General features: G+C 61.5%; 21 protein-coding genes. 10 read left to right on the plus strand and 11 right to left on the minus strand.

Translation table 11 applies throughout. The features are described from left to right. Positions 1 to 3 precede the first annotated feature (3 nt). From lolA to cysG, 5 genes are all read left to right on the plus strand, one after another. A complete protein-coding gene (gene lolA / locus KW846_RS16675; RefSeq protein ID WP_218483518.1) occupies positions 4 to 627 on the plus strand; it encodes an outer membrane lipoprotein chaperone LolA in 624 nt (207 codons plus the stop codon). Positions 628 to 776: 149 nt separating this feature from the next. Next, the gene (locus KW846_RS16680) at positions 777 to 2,099 is read left to right on the plus strand and encodes a replication-associated recombination protein A (protein ID WP_218483520.1); all 1,323 of its coding nucleotides are present in this window, start codon (positions 777 to 779) and stop codon (positions 2,097 to 2,099) included. Further along, positions 2,099 to 2,473: a fluoride efflux transporter CrcB gene (gene crcB, locus KW846_RS16685; protein ID WP_008049383.1), complete on the plus strand. Its 375-nt coding sequence runs from the start codon at positions 2,099 to 2,101 to the stop codon at positions 2,471 to 2,473. The genes KW846_RS16680 and crcB overlap by 1 nt, the downstream gene beginning before the upstream one ends. A 16-nt stretch (positions 2,474 to 2,489) precedes the next feature. Then, on the plus strand, positions 2,490 to 3,770 hold the full coding sequence (gene serS / locus KW846_RS16690; protein ID WP_015094401.1) for a serine--tRNA ligase: 1,281 nt from the start codon (positions 2,490 to 2,492) through the stop codon (positions 3,768 to 3,770). Then, a complete protein-coding gene (cysG, locus tag KW846_RS16695; protein WP_095966489.1) occupies positions 3,771 to 5,165 on the plus strand; it encodes a siroheme synthase CysG in 1,395 nt (464 codons plus the stop codon). It begins immediately after the preceding gene. Between the two features lie 128 nt (positions 5,166 to 5,293). Here cysG and KW846_RS16700 read toward each other — a convergent pair whose 3' ends face one another. From KW846_RS16700 to KW846_RS16740, 9 genes are all read right to left on the minus strand, one after another. After that, entirely contained in the window at positions 5,294 to 6,295 is a 1,002-nt protein-coding gene (locus KW846_RS16700) for a glutathione S-transferase family protein (RefSeq protein WP_218483522.1), read from the minus strand. A gap of 91 nt (positions 6,296 to 6,386) precedes the next feature. Beyond that, positions 6,387 to 7,388, minus strand: coding sequence for a glycosyl transferase family protein (locus KW846_RS16705; protein ID WP_218483524.1), 1,002 nt, complete (start codon positions 7,386 to 7,388; stop codon positions 6,387 to 6,389). After that, positions 7,385 to 7,720, minus strand: coding sequence for a TusE/DsrC/DsvC family sulfur relay protein (locus KW846_RS16710; protein WP_015094405.1), 336 nt, complete (start codon positions 7,718 to 7,720; stop codon positions 7,385 to 7,387). Before KW846_RS16710 ends, KW846_RS16705 begins: the two co-directional genes overlap by 4 nt. Then, entirely contained in the window at positions 7,717 to 8,010 is a 294-nt protein-coding gene (tusB, locus tag KW846_RS16715; protein ID WP_218483526.1) for a sulfurtransferase complex subunit TusB, read from the minus strand. Before tusB ends, KW846_RS16710 begins: the two co-directional genes overlap by 4 nt. Continuing rightward, positions 8,010 to 8,372 (minus strand): sulfurtransferase complex subunit TusC, encoded by a 363-nt coding sequence (gene tusC, locus KW846_RS16720; protein ID WP_218483528.1) that lies wholly within the window; start codon positions 8,370 to 8,372, stop codon positions 8,010 to 8,012. The genes tusB and tusC overlap by 1 nt, the downstream gene beginning before the upstream one ends. Position 8,373: 1 nt before the next feature. Then, complete coding sequence (gene tusD, locus KW846_RS16725) at positions 8,374 to 8,766, minus strand: sulfurtransferase complex subunit TusD (RefSeq protein ID WP_007977064.1); 393 nt, start codon at positions 8,764 to 8,766, stop codon at positions 8,374 to 8,376. A gap of 186 nt (positions 8,767 to 8,952) precedes the next feature. Continuing rightward, the gene (locus KW846_RS16730) at positions 8,953 to 9,657 is read right to left on the minus strand and encodes a YoaK family protein (RefSeq protein WP_218483530.1); all 705 of its coding nucleotides are present in this window, start codon (positions 9,655 to 9,657) and stop codon (positions 8,953 to 8,955) included. Between the two features lie 25 nt (positions 9,658 to 9,682). Continuing rightward, positions 9,683 to 10,012, minus strand: a complete 330-nt coding sequence (locus tag KW846_RS16735; protein ID WP_218483532.1) for a DUF6388 family protein — start codon at positions 10,010 to 10,012, stop codon at positions 9,683 to 9,685. A gap of 20 nt (positions 10,013 to 10,032) precedes the next feature. Continuing rightward, a complete protein-coding gene (locus tag KW846_RS16740; protein WP_057714184.1) occupies positions 10,033 to 10,281 on the minus strand; it encodes a hypothetical protein in 249 nt (82 codons plus the stop codon). A 148-nt stretch (positions 10,282 to 10,429) separates the two neighbouring features. On the opposite strand from KW846_RS16740, the gene KW846_RS16745 reads away from it, so the two are divergent. Beyond that, on the plus strand, positions 10,430 to 10,780 hold the full coding sequence (locus tag KW846_RS16745) for a hypothetical protein (RefSeq protein ID WP_218483534.1): 351 nt from the start codon (positions 10,430 to 10,432) through the stop codon (positions 10,778 to 10,780). 85 nt (positions 10,781 to 10,865) lie between these two features. On the opposite strand, the gene KW846_RS16750 is transcribed toward KW846_RS16745, so the two are convergent. Continuing rightward, positions 10,866 to 11,288, minus strand: coding sequence for a GNAT family N-acetyltransferase (locus tag KW846_RS16750; protein WP_218479021.1), 423 nt, complete (start codon positions 11,286 to 11,288; stop codon positions 10,866 to 10,868). Positions 11,289 to 11,433: 145 nt separating this feature from the next. On the opposite strand from KW846_RS16750, the gene KW846_RS16755 reads away from it, so the two are divergent. Both KW846_RS16755 and KW846_RS16760 read left to right on the plus strand, forming a co-directional pair. Next, positions 11,434 to 11,871, plus strand: a complete 438-nt coding sequence (locus KW846_RS16755; RefSeq protein WP_218483537.1) for a hemerythrin domain-containing protein — start codon at positions 11,434 to 11,436, stop codon at positions 11,869 to 11,871. Between the two features lie 57 nt (positions 11,872 to 11,928). Further along, positions 11,929 to 12,519: an NUDIX domain-containing protein gene (locus KW846_RS16760; RefSeq protein ID WP_218483539.1), complete on the plus strand. Its 591-nt coding sequence runs from the start codon at positions 11,929 to 11,931 to the stop codon at positions 12,517 to 12,519. Between the two features lie 142 nt (positions 12,520 to 12,661). Here KW846_RS16760 and KW846_RS16765 read toward each other — a convergent pair whose 3' ends face one another. Further along, entirely contained in the window at positions 12,662 to 13,177 is a 516-nt protein-coding gene (locus KW846_RS16765; RefSeq protein WP_218483541.1) for a methylated-DNA--[protein]-cysteine S-methyltransferase, read from the minus strand. A 136-nt stretch (positions 13,178 to 13,313) separates the two neighbouring features. On the opposite strand from KW846_RS16765, the gene ggt reads away from it, so the two are divergent. Further along, positions 13,314 to 15,041 (plus strand): gamma-glutamyltransferase, encoded by a 1,728-nt coding sequence (ggt, locus tag KW846_RS16770; RefSeq protein WP_218483543.1) that lies wholly within the window; start codon positions 13,314 to 13,316, stop codon positions 15,039 to 15,041. Between the two features lie 69 nt (positions 15,042 to 15,110). Continuing rightward, on the plus strand, positions 15,111 to 15,644 hold the full coding sequence (locus KW846_RS16775; protein ID WP_218483545.1) for a cysteine hydrolase family protein: 534 nt from the start codon (positions 15,111 to 15,113) through the stop codon (positions 15,642 to 15,644). Positions 15,645 to 15,676: the final 32 nt, after the last annotated feature.

A 15,676-nucleotide genomic window follows, 5' to 3' on the forward strand; every position in this document is an offset into this window, starting at 1 on the left:
CCCATGCGTCTGATCCGCATGCTGTTGCTGCCGGTACTGGCTTTGACCACGCTCCAGGCTAACGCCGATGACAAGGATGTGGCACGCCTGACCCAACTGCTGGAAAAATCCCAGACCCTGACTGCGCGTTTCTCGCAACTGACCCTTGATGGCGCCGGCACCCAGTTGCAGGAAACCGCCGGTGACATGTCCCTGCAGCGTCCGGGCCTGTTCTACTGGCACACCGATGCACCGGCCGAACAGACCATGGTGTCCGATGGCAAGAAGGTCACCCTGTGGGACCCGGACCTGGAACAGGCCACCATCAAGAACCTCGACCAGCGCCTGACCCAGACGCCAGCCTTGCTGCTGTCCGGTGACGTGTCCAAAATCAGCCAGAGCTTCGACATCAGCGCCAAGGAAGCCGGCGGCGTGATTGACTTCACCTTGAAGCCGAAGACCAAGGACACCCTGTTCGACAGCCTGCGCCTGTCGTTCCGCAATGGTCTGGTCAACGACATGCAGCTGATCGACAGTGTCGGCCAGCGCACCAATATCCTGTTCACCGGGGTGAAGGCCAACGAGCCGATCCCGGCGTCCAAGTTCAAGTTCGACATCCCTAAAGGGGCGGACGTGATCCAGGAATAAAACGCAGTACCTCTGTAGGAGCGAGCCTGCTCGCGATGGACTCAAGGACACCGCTGGGTGTCAGGCTGCCAGCGTTATCGTTAACGTCCATCGCGAGCAGGCTCGCTCCTACAGGGGGATAGAGAACCAGTGAGGTTTTGTAGATAGCCATGGACCTGTTTCGCAGCACCCCCATCGCCCAGCCCCTGGCCGCCCGCCTGCGCGCGGCCAATCTGGACGAGTACGTCGGTCAGGAACACGTGCTCGCTCGCGGCAAGCCCTTGCGCGAAGCGCTGGAGCAGGGTGCCCTGCATTCGATGATTTTCTGGGGGCCGCCAGGCGTGGGCAAAACCACCCTGGCGCGATTGCTCGCGGAAGTCTCGGATGCACACTTCGAAACGGTCTCGGCGGTGCTGGCCGGGGTCAAGGAGATCCGTCAGGCGGTGGAAATCGCCAAGCAGCAGGCCGCGCAGTACGGCCGCCGCACCATTCTGTTCGTCGACGAAGTGCACCGTTTCAACAAGTCCCAGCAGGACGCGTTCCTGCCTTATGTTGAAGACGGTACGCTGATTTTCATCGGCGCGACCACGGAAAACCCTTCGTTCGAACTCAACAACGCCTTGCTGTCCCGCGCCCGCGTCTACGTGCTCAAGAGCCTCGACGAAGCGGCCCTGCGCAAACTGGTGCAGCGCGCGCTGACCGAAGAGCGGGGCCTGGGCAGGCGCAACCTGACCCTCAGCGATGAAGGCTTCCAGATGCTGCTGTCGGCCGCGGACGGCGATGGTCGACGCCTGCTCAACCTGCTGGAAAACGCCTCGGACCTGGCCGAAGACAACAGCGAGATCGGTACCGAGCTCCTGCAAAGCCTGCTCGGCGACACCCGTCGACGCTTCGACAAGGGAGGCGAAGCGTTCTACGACCAGATATCCGCGCTGCACAAATCGGTGCGCGGCTCCAACCCCGACGGCGCGCTGTACTGGTTCGCGCGCATGATCGACGGCGGTTGCGACCCGCTGTACCTGGCCCGGCGCGTGGTGCGCATGGCCAGCGAAGACATCGGCAACGCCGACCCGCGCGCCCTGAGCCTGTGCCTGGCGGCCTGGGAAGTGCAGGAGCGTCTCGGCAGCCCCGAAGGCGAACTGGCGGTGGCCCAGGCCATCACCTATCTGGCCTGCGCGCCAAAAAGCAACGCGGTGTACATGGGCTTCAAGACCGCATTGCGCGCCGCCGCCGAACACGGCTCGCTGGAGGTGCCGCTGCACCTGCGCAACGCGCCGACCAAGCTTATGAAACAATTGGGCTACGGCGACGAATACCGTTATGCCCACGACGAACCGGATGCCTACGCTGCCGGGGAAGACTATTTCCCCGAAGAACTCGACCCTATTCCGTTCTATCAGCCCGTGCCCCGTGGCCTGGAGTTGAAGATCGGCGAAAAACTCAACCACCTGGCAAAACTCGACCGTTTAAGCCCCCGGCAGCGGAGAAAATAGTGCTTCCCTTGATCGTTGCGGTTTCCGTCGGCGGGATGGCCGGCACGCTGTTGCGCTTTGCCACGGGTAACTGGATCAACGCGAATTGGCCGCGGCACTTCTATACCGCGACGCTGGCCGTTAATATCGTGGGCTGTTTGCTGATCGGCGTTCTATACGGTCTGTTTTTGATACGCCCGGAGGTGCCCATCGAGGTGCGCGCCGGGTTGATGGTCGGCTTCCTCGGGGGGCTGACGACTTTTTCATCCTTTTCACTGGATACGGTGCGCCTGCTGGAAAGCGGGCAAGTGCCGCTGGCCCTGGGCTATGCGGCACTCAGCGTATTCGGCGGGCTGCTTGCCACCTGGGCCGGCCTGTCCTTGACCAAACTTTGATAAACGAGAAACCGACATGCTCGATTCCAAACTGTTACGTAGCAACCTTCAGGACGTAGCGGACCGCCTGGCATCCCGTGGCTTTGTGCTGGATGTTGCGCGCATCGAAGCGCTGGAAGAACAGCGCAAGACCGTCCAGACCCGCACCGAAGCACTGCAGGCTGAGCGTAACGCGCGTTCCAAATCCATCGGTCAGGCCAAGCAGCGCGGCGAAGACATCGCGCCGCTGATGGCGGACGTCGAGCGCATGGCGGGCGAATTGAGCGCCGGTAAAGTCGAACTGGACGCGATCCAGACCGAACTGGACTCGATCCTGCTGGGCATTCCCAACCTGCCGCACGAATCCGTGCCGGTTGGCGAAGACGAAGACGGCAACGTCGAAGTGCGCCGTTGGGGCACGCCGACTGCCTTCGATTTCCCGGTTCAGGACCACGTGGCCCTGGGCGAAAAGTTCGGCTGGCTGGACTTCGAAACCGCGGCCAAGCTGTCCGGTGCCCGTTTCGCCCTGCTGCGTGGCCCGATCGCCCGTCTGCACCGCGCCCTGGCGCAGTTCATGATCAACCTGCACGTCACCGAGCACGGCTACGAAGAGGCCTACACGCCTTACCTGGTCCAGGCTCCGGCGTTGCAAGGCACCGGCCAACTGCCGAAGTTCGAAGAAGACCTGTTCAAGATCGCCCGCGAAGGCGAGGCCGACCTGTACCTGATCCCGACTGCCGAAGTGTCGCTGACCAACATCGTCGCCGGCGAAATCGTCGATTCGAAACTGCTGCCGATCAAGTTCGTCGCCCACACGCCGTGCTTTCGCAGTGAAGCCGGCGCATCGGGTCGTGACACCCGCGGCATGATCCGTCAGCACCAGTTCGACAAGGTTGAAATGGTGCAGATCGTCGAGCCGTCGAAATCGATGGAAGCGCTGGAAGGCCTGACCGCCAACGCCGAGAAAGTCCTGCAACTGCTGGAACTGCCTTACCGCACCCTGGCGCTGTGCACCGGCGACATGGGCTTCAGCGCGGTCAAGACCTACGACCTGGAAGTATGGATCCCGAGCCAGGACAAGTACCGCGAAATCTCGTCGTGCTCCAACTGTGGCGACTTCCAGGCCCGCCGCATGCAGGCGCGCTTCCGCAACCCGGAAACCGGCAAGCCGGAACTGGTACACACCCTGAACGGCTCCGGCCTGGCAGTGGGTCGCACCTTGGTGGCGGTGCTGGAGAACTATCAGCAGGCCGACGGTTCGATCCGTGTACCTGAAGTCCTCAAGCCGTACATGGGTGGTCTTGAGGTCATCGGTTAAATGAAATATCTGCCGCTGTTTCACAACCTTCGCGGCAGTCGTGTGTTGGTCGTCGGTGGGGGGGAAATTGCCTTGCGCAAATCCCGCCTGCTGGCCGATGCCGGTGCGCAGCTGCGGGTGGTTGCACCTGAAATCGAAGCACAACTGCGCGAACTGGTTGCCGGCAGCGGTGGCGAGTGCCTGTTGCGTGGCTACGCCGAAGCGGATCTGGACGGTTGCGGGCTGATCATTGCCGCCACCGACGACGAAGCGCTGAACGCACAAGTCTCCGCCGATGCCCATCGGCGTTGCGTGCCGGTCAACGTGGTGGACGCGCCGGCCCTGTGCAGCGTGATCTTCCCGGCCATCGTCGACCGCTCGCCGCTGATCATTGCCGTGTCCAGCGGTGGCGATGCGCCGGTGCTGGCACGCTTGATCCGCGCCAAGATCGAAACCTGGATTCCTTCCACCTACGGTCAACTGGCCGGTCTGGCGGCGCGTTTCCGTCATCAGGTCAAAGGCCTGTTTCCGGATGTGCAGCAGCGTCGGGCATTCTGGGAAGATGTTTTCCAGGGCCCGGTTGCCGATCGGCAACTGGCCGGGCAGGGCGCTGAAGCCGAGCGTTTGCTCCAGGCGAAAATCGATGGTGAAGCTCCGGTGGCGACCGGTGAGGTCTATCTGGTGGGCGCAGGGCCAGGTGATCCCGATCTGCTGACGTTCAAGGCACTGCGTCTGATGCAGCAAGCGGACGTGGTGCTGTACGACCGTCTGGTGGCGCCGGCGATTCTCGAACTGTGCCGCCGCGACGCCGAGCGGGTTTACGTTGGCAAGCGCCGTGCCGATCACGCGGTGCCGCAGGATCAGATCAACCAGCAATTGGTGGACCTGGCCAAACAGGGCAAGCGTGTGGTGCGACTGAAGGGCGGAGATCCGTTCATCTTCGGTCGTGGCGGTGAAGAGATCGAAGAACTGGCGGCCCATGGCATCCCGTTCCAGGTCGTGCCGGGGATCACGGCGGCCAGTGGTTGCGCGGCCTATGCCGGGATTCCGCTGACCCACCGCGATTACGCGCAATCGGTACGCTTTGTCACCGGGCACCTGAAGGACGGCTCAACCGATTTGCCGTGGGCCGATCTGGTCGCGCCGGCACAGACGCTGGTGTTCTACATGGGCCTGGTGGGCTTGCCGATCATCTGCGAGCAGCTGATCAAGCACGGTCGCGGTGCTGATACCCCGGCGGCGTTGATCCAGCAGGGCACCACGGTCAATCAGCGGGTGTTTACCGGAACCCTGGCCGACTTGCCACGATTGGTGGCGGAGCATGAAGTGCATGCGCCGACGCTGGTGATCGTGGGTGAAGTGGTGCAACTGCGCGAGAAGCTGGCGTGGTTTGAAGGGGCTCAGGGGCAGGTCTAGAGACCGAGTTGCCCCCATTCGCGAGCAAGCCCGCTCCCACATTGGATTCGTGAACGACACAAATCCCCTGTGGGAGCGGGCTTGCTCGCGAAGAGGCCCTCACATCCACCGCAAAACTCAGCTCAGACTCAGGCCTTGCGCCAAACCCCTTTCCCACTCAACCGCTCCCGATCATGGGCCACGGTAAAGTCCTGCGCCGGCCCCTTGGGCACCACACCCGTCGGGTTGATGGTGCGGTGACTGGCATAGTAGTGATTCTTGATGTGTTCAAAATCCACCGTCTCGGCAATCCCCGGCCACTGATAAATCTCCCGCAGCCAGTTCGACAGGTTCGGATAATCCGCAATCCGCCGCAGATTGCACTTGAAGTGCCCGTAGTACACCGCATCGAATCGCATCAGCGTGGTGAACAGGCGGATGTCCGCTTCGGTCAGGTATTCGCCAGCCAGATAGCGGTTGGCGCCCAGCAGCAGCTCCAGGCGGTCCAGTTCGGCAAACACCTCGTCGAAGGCTTGTTCATAAGCCTGTTGCGACGTGGCAAACCCGGCGCGGTACACGCCATTGTTCACCGCCGGATAAATCCGCTCGTTCAACGCATCGATCTCACCGCGCAGCGGCGTCGGATAGAAGTCCAGGTCGTTACCGGTCAGGTCGTCGAAGGCACCATTGAACATGCGGATGATTTCCGATGATTCATTGTTGACGATGCGCTTTTGCTGTTGGTCCCACAGCACCGGCACGGTGACGCGGCCGGTGTAGTCAGCGGTATCGGCGGTGTAGCGCTGGTGCATGAAGTCGAAGTGATCGAGCTTGTCGCCGGTGGAGCCGAGGGTTTTGTCGAAGGTCCAGCCGTTTTCCAGCATCAGCCAACTGACCACCGAAACGTCGATCAGGCTTTCGAGGCCTTTGAGTTTGCGCAGGATCAGGGTGCGATGGGCCCATGGACAGGCCAGGGATACGTACAGGTGATAGCGACCGGGTTCTGCCGCAAAACCGCCGACGCCGGTCGGCCCCGGCTTGCCATCTGCGGTCAGCCAGTGCCGACGCTGCGCCTGTTCACGCTGGAACGCGCCGTCCTTGCTGCTTTCGTACCACTTGTCCTGCCAGCGGCCATCGACTAACAAACCCATGTTCAAGACTCCAGAAGCCAATATTCGTTGGAGTCGAGTCTATTCCCATGGGTTCGAACAAAAAGCGCAAAGATCGGGCACGAATGATCGGTTAAATCGATTTGTTGCGCGCGGCCCAGTATTGTTCGGCGGTTTCAAAGGCCTGTTCGCGGCTCTGACCGAGTCCACGCAGGGCCAGGGCCATGGTCGAGATCAGGGCCATTTGCGGGTAGCTGTCGACCACCTCGCCACGCCACACCGCTTTCAAATGCTCGGGATCGAGCGAGGCGGGTTTGACGTGACGCTGCGCCGACAACTGCGGCCATTCCTCGTCCCAACTCTCGCCGCCAGTGGTGCCGTACAGATGGCTGTCGGCGTCCGGGTTGATCTCGATCTCGCCGCCATCGCCCTTGATCACAATCGCGGTATCGCCAAGCAAGCCGCTGGCATCGCGATGCACGGCCTGATAGCCGGGGTGGAAAATGCTCTGCAGGCCGCAACGGGCGCCCAGCGGATTGAGAATCCGCGTCAGCGAGTGGATCGGCGAGCGCAGACCGAGGGTGTTGCGCAGGTCGATCATCCGTTGCAGCTGCGGTGCCCAGTCTACCAGCGGCATGAAGGCCAGGCCGCCGTTATCCAGTGCCGAACCCACCTGTTGCCAGTTGCGGCACAGCGGGATGTTCAATTCACCCAGCAGTTGCTCGCTGTACAAGCGACCGGCCGTGTGGGCGCCGCCGCCATGCATGAAAATCCGCACGCCGTTTTGCGCCAGGCACTTGGCTGCCAACAGGTACCACGGCAAGTGCCGCTTCTTGCCGGCGTAGGTCGGCCAGTCCAGGTCCACCGCCAGCGCCGGAGGGTTCAGGCGCTCGCGCAAGGCTTCGGTGAACCCGGCCATTTCCTCGGCGCTTTCTTCCTTGTGCCGCAACAGCATCAGGAATGCGCCGAGCTGGGTTTCCTCGATCTTTTCATCGAGCACCATGCCCATGGCCTCGCGGGCTTCGACCCGGGTCAGGTCACGGGCGCCGCGCTTGCCTTTGCCGAGGATCCGTACGAACTGGGCGAACGGGTGCTCGGCGGGCGTTTCGAGGGTCAGTGCTGGGTAATCGGTCATAAGCAATTCGTCGGTTTGGGCAGGCCCGCCAGCTTCGCGGCGAGTTTGGCGGGGGTGCCTTTGAACAGTCGGTTCAGGTGCAGGCTGTTGCCTTTTTCCGGGCCGAGTTTCAATGCGGTGTACTTGATCAACGGGCGGGTGGCCGGTGACAGTTGGAACTCGGCGTAGAAACTACGCAGCAGTTCGAGGACTTCCCAGTGTTCGGGCGTCAGCTCGATGTCTTCGGCCGCCGCCAGGGCACTGGCCACATCGGCAGACCAGTCATTCAGTTCGACCAGGAAACCGTCCTTGTCCAGCTCGATGGCGCGAGCGCCGACCGTCAATGCATTCATAGCCAACTGTTGACCTTGTCATAGTGAATCGACAGTTCGACGAAGGCCGGGTAATCGATCGCCCGGGCCCAGTCCGGAACCACCAGCGCACGGGCCTGGGCATCTTCGGCCAGGACGAACAGCTTCAGGCCACGGGTGCTGAGTGCCGTGAACGGTTCGGTGCCTGGCTGCAACGCATAGGCGGCATCACCGGACAGCAGCAACCCGTCGTTGGTACCGATCACGCGCAGGCAACTGGTCAGGCGTTCGTCACCGAACGGGGAGTGAGACAACACATGCAAAGTCGACATCAGAGGGTGATCACCTGGTCGTAACGGTCAATGAGGGCGGTGATTTCGTCGGCGGCCAACACCCGGGCTTCTTCCAGCGCCAGGCCGCTCGGGTCGAGGCCGCGCTGGGTGATGCTGTAGCCACAGGCAAACAGTTCCTCGACACCGAACAGCGGCAGGGCTTGCAGGTTGGCGCTCAGGTCTTTCTGTTGCAGGGCCTTGGCGTTCTGGCTGGTGGCGAGCTGGAACACGCCGTCATCGAGAAACAGCAGGCCAATCGGCAGATCGAAGGCACCGCCGGCCAGCACGATATCCAGCGCTTCGCGCGCGCCCGGGCCGGACCATGGCGACTGGCGGCTGATGATCAATATGGATTTGGCCATGTCATGCGCCTCCGAAACAGATCAGACGGTCGGCATCCTGCGCCGCGTCATGCAATTGGCCGAGGCCGGATAATTCCCACGGCGCACCGACGGCAACGGCCTCGCGCTGATAGCGCCGGGCTTCTTCTTCATTCAAGACTCCACGACGCAGGGCGGCAGCGATGCATACCACGCCATCGAGTTGGTGGTCGCTGACAAAGGCGCGCCATTGCTTGGGCAAGTCCGCTTCATCCTGGGGCGTGACCACGCTGGCGGACGCGTTGTAGACGCCGTCCTGATAGAAAAACAGCCGGACAATCTCATGCCCGCCGGCCAGCGCCGCTTGGGCGAACAGCAGGGCGCGGCGCGAGGAGGGCGCGTGGGCGGCGGAAAACACGGCGATGGCGAACTTCATGACAGACTCGATCAGCGAAACTGCGGCCATGATAATGCTTTATCGGCGGGGCGGCGAAAGTAACCTGCCATATACCCGCAACCCCCCTGTAGGAGCTGCCGCAGGCTGCGATCTTTTGACTTTGATTTTTTAAAAACAAGATCAAAAGATCGCAGCCTGCGGCAGCTCCTACAGGGGATTGAGGTGTTAGCGCGGCATGTACCCCAACTGCCAGCGCCGCGGGATCTTCAACGACAATACCCCGAGCGCGGCAGCCAGCAGGCCACTGGCAAACAACGCCTTGAGTCCCAGGTGATGTTCCAGCACGGCACCGAGTACCGCGCCGGCGAACATGCCGGTCCAGGGAATCAGTTGCACGCGCCACCCGTTACGGCGCTCGCCGAGCATCCAGCGGCCCAGCCCGCGGCCGAAGCGCGACAGGGCACCGGTGACGTAAGTCAGGCCTACCGGCAGGCCGTTCACTTCTTCCACCGCGGCGTTGAGCATGCCCATTGCAATGATCGCCGCCAGCAGGGCCGGCAGTTGTGCGTCATAAGGCCAGGCTGCGGCGGCGCACAGCAGAGTGGCGATGGACAACAGCAGCGGCAGGGCCCGACGGCGACCCAGGCGGCTGACGATAATGCCCAGCGCGTTGCCGACGATGAAGGTCGCGATGAGAATCACCAGGCGCAGGGTCAAGCCAAGGTCGCCAGTGCTGATGGCGACAGCCATCCGGGTGGTATTGCCGCTCATGAACGAGACGAAGTCGCCGCTGGCCATGAAGCCGATGGCGTCGGTCATGCCGGCGAGTACCGAGAGCATGGCCACCAGGCTCAGGCCTATGCGACCGCGCCATTTCTGCGTGTGCAAGTGACCGGGGCTGGCGTGGGTCCTGGCGGTGTTGGGCAGCATGGGCGACGGCATCCTTGAACGGTGCTTAGGGTTTTATCCCATTCAACTCGCAATACTCCAGCCAGTCCATACCGGCCATTTCCGCCACTTCCCGGTGCACTTCCAGGCGCTGCGCTTCGTAGTCTTCGGCCGTAGCAGCCGTCAGTTGCAGCGTCAGCTCCCAGGCGAACAATCCTTGGCGTTCCGCCTCGGCTTCGAAGGCTTCGTGCAAGCGTTCGTCACGGTACTGCGCCGGGGTTTCACCCTTGGCCTGGGCCTGCAACGGGTTGAGGTTGTCGAGGTCGTGGCGCAACTCGGGGCGTTCGTCGAGAAACCGCTTCAGTGCCTGTTCATGTTGCTGCTCGGTTGCCTCCATGGTCGCTCCTTGAGAACGGATTACGAGGGTTGCTTCTTGCTAGCCTTGGCCGCTGCTGCCAGGCATTCGAGGGCAAACTGCTCGGTGTAGGTCATCTGGATCGGCGTGGTTTCGCCTTTGACGGTTCTTTCGCCGTCGAGGATGTAGCGAATCCGCTTGTCGGTGACGCCGATTCGCTTGGCGATCCAGGACGGCGTCTGACCGATCTGGCTGATCAGCTTGTCGGCATATTCAGTGCTCGGTTTGTAGAACTCGGCATTAGGTGTCATCGGATTTCCAGTCAGGGGTGCGATGGGGCGTTATTGGCGCGACAGGGTGCGCGAATCGATGGGCGCTGTCGCGGTATAAATGCAGTAAAGCAGAACGATACGGGCTGCCGGGGTGATAAAGTCCGCTTTTTCCCGATGAGTGAATGCAATGCGAATTCTGATGGTGGCGCTGGCCGTGACGTTGCTGGCCGGATGCGCCGGCTCGGCGATGAACGACGCCCGCACCAAGGCCCCGTACAAGACCCTGAACTCGGATAAACCGGGAAAGGACGTCGCCCAGTGCGTGCAGTTTTCCTGGCAGGACGAGGCTGTGTTCGGCGTGGATGCCGCCGCCTATCTGGAGCCTGGCGAGAAGGGCGGCACGACCGTTTATACCCGTTCGGCGGAGTCCTTCGTCGACGTGACCACCGATGCCTCGGGCACGGTGTTGAGCTACTACGCACAGAAGGATGATTTCGTGGCCAAGCGCCGGTTGGCGGCGTTGGCGACTTGCCTGTAGGCAAATCAGGATCAAAAGATCGCAGCCTGCGGCAGCTCCTACGGAGGGCGCGAAACCTGTAGGAGCTGCCGCAGGCTGCGATCTTTTAGCTCAGGCGCTTCTGGAAGAAGAAGTGCTTGTGCCCCGGCGGGTAATCGGCAATGTGCCCGATCTCGCTGTAGCCGCATTTCTTGTAGAACTCCGGCGCCTGGAATTCGAAGGTTTCCAGCCACAGACCGACGCATTCCTTTTCGCGCGCAAGGTCTTCGGCCATCTGCATCAACCTGGTGCCCATGCCTTGTCCCCGGGCCTGTTCCGGCACCGCCAGCAAGTCTATGAACAACCACTGATAAAACAACCGGGCGTAAACGCCGCCGACGATTTCGTCGTTGTCGTCGCGTATCAGCAATGCGATATGTTCCGGTGGCGGGCTTGCAGACTTCGAGGCGTTGTAGGCGCGCAACGGCACGAGGATCGCCTCGCGCTCTTCGGTGCTGGGGTTGTGCTTGCGTTCGATACGCAGGTTCATGGCTATATCCTTATGGCAGTGAAGCCGCAGCCTATCCCGGTTGCTGTGATTGTTCCATCCCCGGGAAAGTTGAACCGTCGCCAACGCACAGCTGTCACTCCTTAAGACGCGTCACTCCAGACGCCGCTGATGAGGACAACGCCCCGTGAACATTTTTGAAGCCTTGCGCGAAAGCCACGAACGCCAACGGACCTATGCCAAGGCGCTGATCCGTACCAGCGGCGATACGCCTGAGCGGGTCGAGGCGTACAAGCAACTCAAGTCAGAATTGCAGGCTCACGCCACGGCCGAAGAGCGGCATTTCTACATTCCGCTGATGAAGTTCGACAACGGCGTCGACCTCAGCCGTCATGGCATCGCCGAACACCACGAAATGGACGAAATGATGGAGGCGCTCGATGACACCGAAATGTCCAGCCCGGCCTGGCTGGTGACCGCGAAGAAGCTCTCGGAGACGGTGCATCACCACCTCGAGGAAGAAGAGCAGAAGTTCTTCCAGATGGCCGGCAAGCTGCTCGACGACAAACAGAAAGAGTCGTTGGCCGGGCAATACGAGAAGGAGTACAAGGCGCAGCTTGCTTGAAGAGGCAGGTTTTCACCTAACATGTGCACTCTCTGAGAAATAACAGGACGCGTTGTCATGTCGAACACAGCCGAGCGGGTCAACATCCTCGAGTCCCAGGTGTTGTCCCACGACTGGTACCTGCTGAAGAAAATCACCTTCGATTACCAACGCAACAACGGCGAGTGGCAACGCCAGGTGCGGGAGGTCTACGACCGTGGCAACGGCGCGGCGATTCTCTTGTACAACCGGGAAAGGAAAACCGTGGTACTGACCCGGCAATTTCGCCTGCCGGTGTTCGTCAACGGTCACGACGGGCTGTTGATCGAAGTGGCGGCGGGGTTGCTGGAAGGCGCGGCGCCTGAAGACCGCATCCGTGATGAAGCGGAGGAGGAAACGGGTTACCGCGTGCACCATGTGCAGAAGGTGTTCGAGGCGTACATGAGCCCCGGTTCGGTGACGGAAAAACTGCACTTCTTCATTGCCGAGTACGACGCCAGGTCGAAAGTCAGCGACGGTGGCGGGCTGGAGGCGGAAACCGAAGAGCTGGAAGTGCTGGAGTGGGCGTTCGACGACGCCCTCGAGGCGTTCTATCGTGGCGAGATCTGCGACGCCAAGACCATCATGCTGTTGCAGTATGCGGCGATGAAAAACCTATTCGCGGGTTGATCCATACCGTTTGTGTGGCGAGCGAGCTTGCTCGCGCTGGGTTGCGTAGCAGCCCCAAAATTCTTGAACTGTCGAAGATTTTGCCAGCGCTGCGCACTGGAGCGGGAGCAAGCTCCCTCGCCACAAAAAAACGTGTGTTCCGTTAAAACAAATCATCCATCCGGCTAGCGTCTGGCCACTCGCAACCTTCAAGTTTGAGCAACAGCTCCTTCGCCTCCAGCCCACCGGCAAACCCGGTGAGCTTGCCCGACGCACCAATCACCCGGTGGCACGGCGCCACGATCGAAATCGGGTTCTTGCCATTCGCCGCACCCACCGCCCTGACCGCCGCCGGGTTGCCGATCTGTTCGGCGATCTGGCTGTAGCTGCGGGTCTCGCCGAACGGGATGGTCAGCAGCGCCGCCCAGACCTTTTTCTGAAATTGCGTGCCGGCAAAGTCCAGTTCCAGTTCGAAGCGATCGCGGGTGCCGGAAAAATATTCGCGCAGCTGCGCGGCGGTACGCACCAGGATCGGGTTGTCCGGCGCCTCGCTAATCGGGCCGAGGCGCACCCGCCCGGGTTTGTCGTTTTCCCAGAGGATGGCTGCCAGTCGCGAACCGTTCGCCACCAGCTTCAACTGGCCGACCGGGGAATCCACGGTGATGCAGGTATAGGTCATGCCAGGGCTCGCGGGAAATTGCTGAACAAGCGTTAAGGATACTGTCTCGACGGGGAGGCGCAAACCGTAATCCCGACCATACTTGGCAACGGCTTTTGAAACGTTCCCCTGGTTAATGACAAGAAGAGACCGACTCATGAAGTACGAACCTTTTGCCAAATCGCTGATTGCGACTTCGTTGGCGCTCAGCTGCCTGACCGCCCATGGCGCCTCCGTGGCCCCGGCTACCGGGGAAAATGGCATGGTGGTCACGGCCCAGCACCTGGCCAGCCATGTGGGCGTGGATGTACTGAAGAACGGCGGCAACGCCGTCGACGCAGCGGTCGCGGTCGGCTATGCGCTGGCGGTGGTGTACCCCGCGGCAGGCAACCTCGGTGGCGGCGGTTTCATGACCATCCAGTTGGCGGACGGGCGCAAGACCTTCCTCGACTTCCGTGAAAAAGCGCCGCTGGCCGCCACCGCCAACATGTACCTGGACAAGGACGGCAACGTCGTTCCCGACCTGAGTACCCGTGGCCATCTGGCCGTGGGTGTGCCGGGCACCGTTTCGGGCATGGAACTGGCGCTGTCCAAGTACGGCACCAAGCCGCGCAAGGAAATCATCGCCCCGGCCATCAAGCTGGCCGAAGACGGTTTCGTGCTGGAGCAGGGCGACGTCGATCTGCTGGACTACGCCACCGACATGTTCAAGAAGGACATCAAGGATTCCGGCTCGATCTTCCTCAGCAACGGCGAGCCGATGCAGGTCGGCCAGAAGCTGGTGCAAAAGGACCTGAGCAAGACCCTGCGGGAAATCTCCGAGAAAGGCGCCGACGGGTTCTATAAGGGCTGGGTGGCCGACGCCATCGTCACTTCCAGCCAGGCCAACAAGGGCATCATCACCCAGGCCGACCTCGACAAATACAAGACCCGCGAACTGGCGCCCATCGAGTGCGACTACCGTGGCTACCACGTGGTCTCGGCACCGCCACCGAGCTCCGGCGGCGTGGTGATCTGCGAGATCATGAACATCCTCGAAGGCTATCCGATGAAGGATCTGGGCTATCACTCGGCCCAGGGCATGCACTATCAGATCGAAGCGATGCGCCACGCCTATGTGGACCGCAACAGCTACCTGGGCGACCCGGATTTCGTGAAGAACCCGATTGCTCACCTGCTGGATAAAAACTACGCGACCAAGCTGCGCGAAGCGATCAAGCCACAAAAAGCCGCGGTATCGAGTGAGCTCAAGCCTGGCGTAGCGCCCCATGAAGGCAACAACACCACGCATTACTCCATCGTCGACAAGTGGGGCAACGCGGTGTCGGTGACCTACACCCTCAACGACTGGTTCGGCGCGGGCGTGATGGCGAGCAAGACCGGGGTCATCCTCAACGATGAAATGGACGATTTCACCTCGAAAATCGGTGTGCCGAACATGTACGGCCTGGTGCAGGGCGAGGCCAACGCCATCGCACCCGGCAAGGCGCCGCTGTCGTCCATGAGCCCGACCATCGTCACCAAGGACGGCAAAGTGGTGATGGTGGTCGGCACCCCGGGTGGCAGCCGCATCATCACCGCGACCTTGCTGACCATGCTCAACGTGATCGACTACGGCATGAACATCCAGGAAGCGGTGGATGCACCGCGTTTCCACCAGCAGTGGCTGCCGGAGGAGACCAACCTCGAAGCCTTCACCACCAGCCCGGACACAGTGAAGATCCTCGAAAGCTGGGGGCACAAGTTTGCCGGTCCACAGGACGCCAACCACCTGGCGGCGATCCTGGTCGGTGCGCCGTCCCTGGGCGGCAAGCCAGTGGGCAAGAACCGTTTCTACGGGGCGAACGACCCACGGCGTAACACCGGGTTGTCGCTGGGTTACTGAGGGTTGTGTCCGGAGGGGGACGGGCTTATGTTCGTCCCCTGAACCATCGACCGTTCAAGGAAGGAAATCATGACCACTGCGTTGTTAATCATCGACGTCCAGCAGGCCTTGTGTTCCGGTGAGTATGAGTGCTTCGAGATTGGACGGGTCATCGACACCATCAATGACCTGTCTGCCCGGGCGCGCAAGGCCGGCGTGACCGTGGTGCTGATCCAGCACGAAGAAGTGGGCAGCCCGCTGACGCATAAGGCTGCCGGTTGGCAACTGGCCGAAGGGCTGCAAACCTTGCCCACAGATCATCGCGTGCGCAAGACCACCCCAGATTCGTTCTACAAGACCCACCTGCAAAAACTGTTGCCGGTGCAAGAATTCGATCGCCTGGTCATCTGTGGTTTGCAAACCGATTACTGCATCAATACCACCGTGCGCCAGGCCCTGACACTGGGCTACGACGTGGTGCTGGCGAGCGACGCACATTCCACCGTTGACAACGGCAACCAGACCGCCGAAGACATCATCGCCGAACACAACAAGGACCTGAAGCGCCTGACCGGTTCCGTGGCGCGGATCGACGTGATCCCGGCGGAAGAAATCCGCTTCTGAACCCTCCCCATTTCCCTGTGGGAGCGAGCCTG

Origin of the sequence: Pseudomonas sp. PDM32 (assembly GCF_019219225.1) — a bacterium.
Classification (GTDB): Bacteria; Pseudomonadota; Gammaproteobacteria; order Pseudomonadales; family Pseudomonadaceae; genus Aquipseudomonas; species Aquipseudomonas laurylsulfatiphila.

Coding starts and splice junctions, on each gene's coding strand:
- tusD (WP_007977064.1), bottom strand. CDS start 8,766: ATGAAGTTCGCCATCGCCGTGTTTTCCGCCGCCCACGCGCCCTCCTCG.
- KW846_RS16710 (WP_015094405.1), bottom strand. CDS start 7,720: ATGAATGCATTGACGGTCGGCGCTCGCGCCATCGAGCTGGACAAGGAC.
- serS (WP_015094401.1), top strand. CDS start 2,490: ATGCTCGATTCCAAACTGTTACGTAGCAACCTTCAGGACGTAGCGGAC.
- KW846_RS16735 (WP_218483532.1), bottom strand. CDS start 10,012: ATGGAGGCAACCGAGCAGCAACATGAACAGGCACTGAAGCGGTTTCTC.
- tusC (WP_218483528.1), bottom strand. CDS start 8,372: ATGGCCAAATCCATATTGATCATCAGCCGCCAGTCGCCATGGTCCGGC.
- lolA (WP_218483518.1), top strand. CDS start 4: ATGCGTCTGATCCGCATGCTGTTGCTGCCGGTACTGGCTTTGACCACG.
- ggt (WP_218483543.1), top strand. CDS start 13,314: ATGAAGTACGAACCTTTTGCCAAATCGCTGATTGCGACTTCGTTGGCG.
- KW846_RS16765 (WP_218483541.1), bottom strand. CDS start 13,177: ATGACCTATACCTGCATCACCGTGGATTCCCCGGTCGGCCAGTTGAAG.
- tusB (WP_218483526.1), bottom strand. CDS start 8,010: ATGTCGACTTTGCATGTGTTGTCTCACTCCCCGTTCGGTGACGAACGC.
- KW846_RS16740 (WP_057714184.1), bottom strand. CDS start 10,281: ATGACACCTAATGCCGAGTTCTACAAACCGAGCACTGAATATGCCGAC.
- cysG (WP_095966489.1), top strand. CDS start 3,771: ATGAAATATCTGCCGCTGTTTCACAACCTTCGCGGCAGTCGTGTGTTG.
- KW846_RS16775 (WP_218483545.1), top strand. CDS start 15,111: ATGACCACTGCGTTGTTAATCATCGACGTCCAGCAGGCCTTGTGTTCC.
- KW846_RS16680 (WP_218483520.1), top strand. CDS start 777: ATGGACCTGTTTCGCAGCACCCCCATCGCCCAGCCCCTGGCCGCCCGC.
- KW846_RS16730 (WP_218483530.1), bottom strand. CDS start 9,657: ATGCTGCCCAACACCGCCAGGACCCACGCCAGCCCCGGTCACTTGCAC.
- KW846_RS16700 (WP_218483522.1), bottom strand. CDS start 6,295: ATGGGTTTGTTAGTCGATGGCCGCTGGCAGGACAAGTGGTACGAAAGC.
- KW846_RS16750 (WP_218479021.1), bottom strand. CDS start 11,288: ATGAACCTGCGTATCGAACGCAAGCACAACCCCAGCACCGAAGAGCGC.
- KW846_RS16745 (WP_218483534.1), top strand. CDS start 10,430: ATGCGAATTCTGATGGTGGCGCTGGCCGTGACGTTGCTGGCCGGATGC.
- KW846_RS16705 (WP_218483524.1), bottom strand. CDS start 7,388: ATGACCGATTACCCAGCACTGACCCTCGAAACGCCCGCCGAGCACCCG.
- KW846_RS16760 (WP_218483539.1), top strand. CDS start 11,929: ATGTCGAACACAGCCGAGCGGGTCAACATCCTCGAGTCCCAGGTGTTG.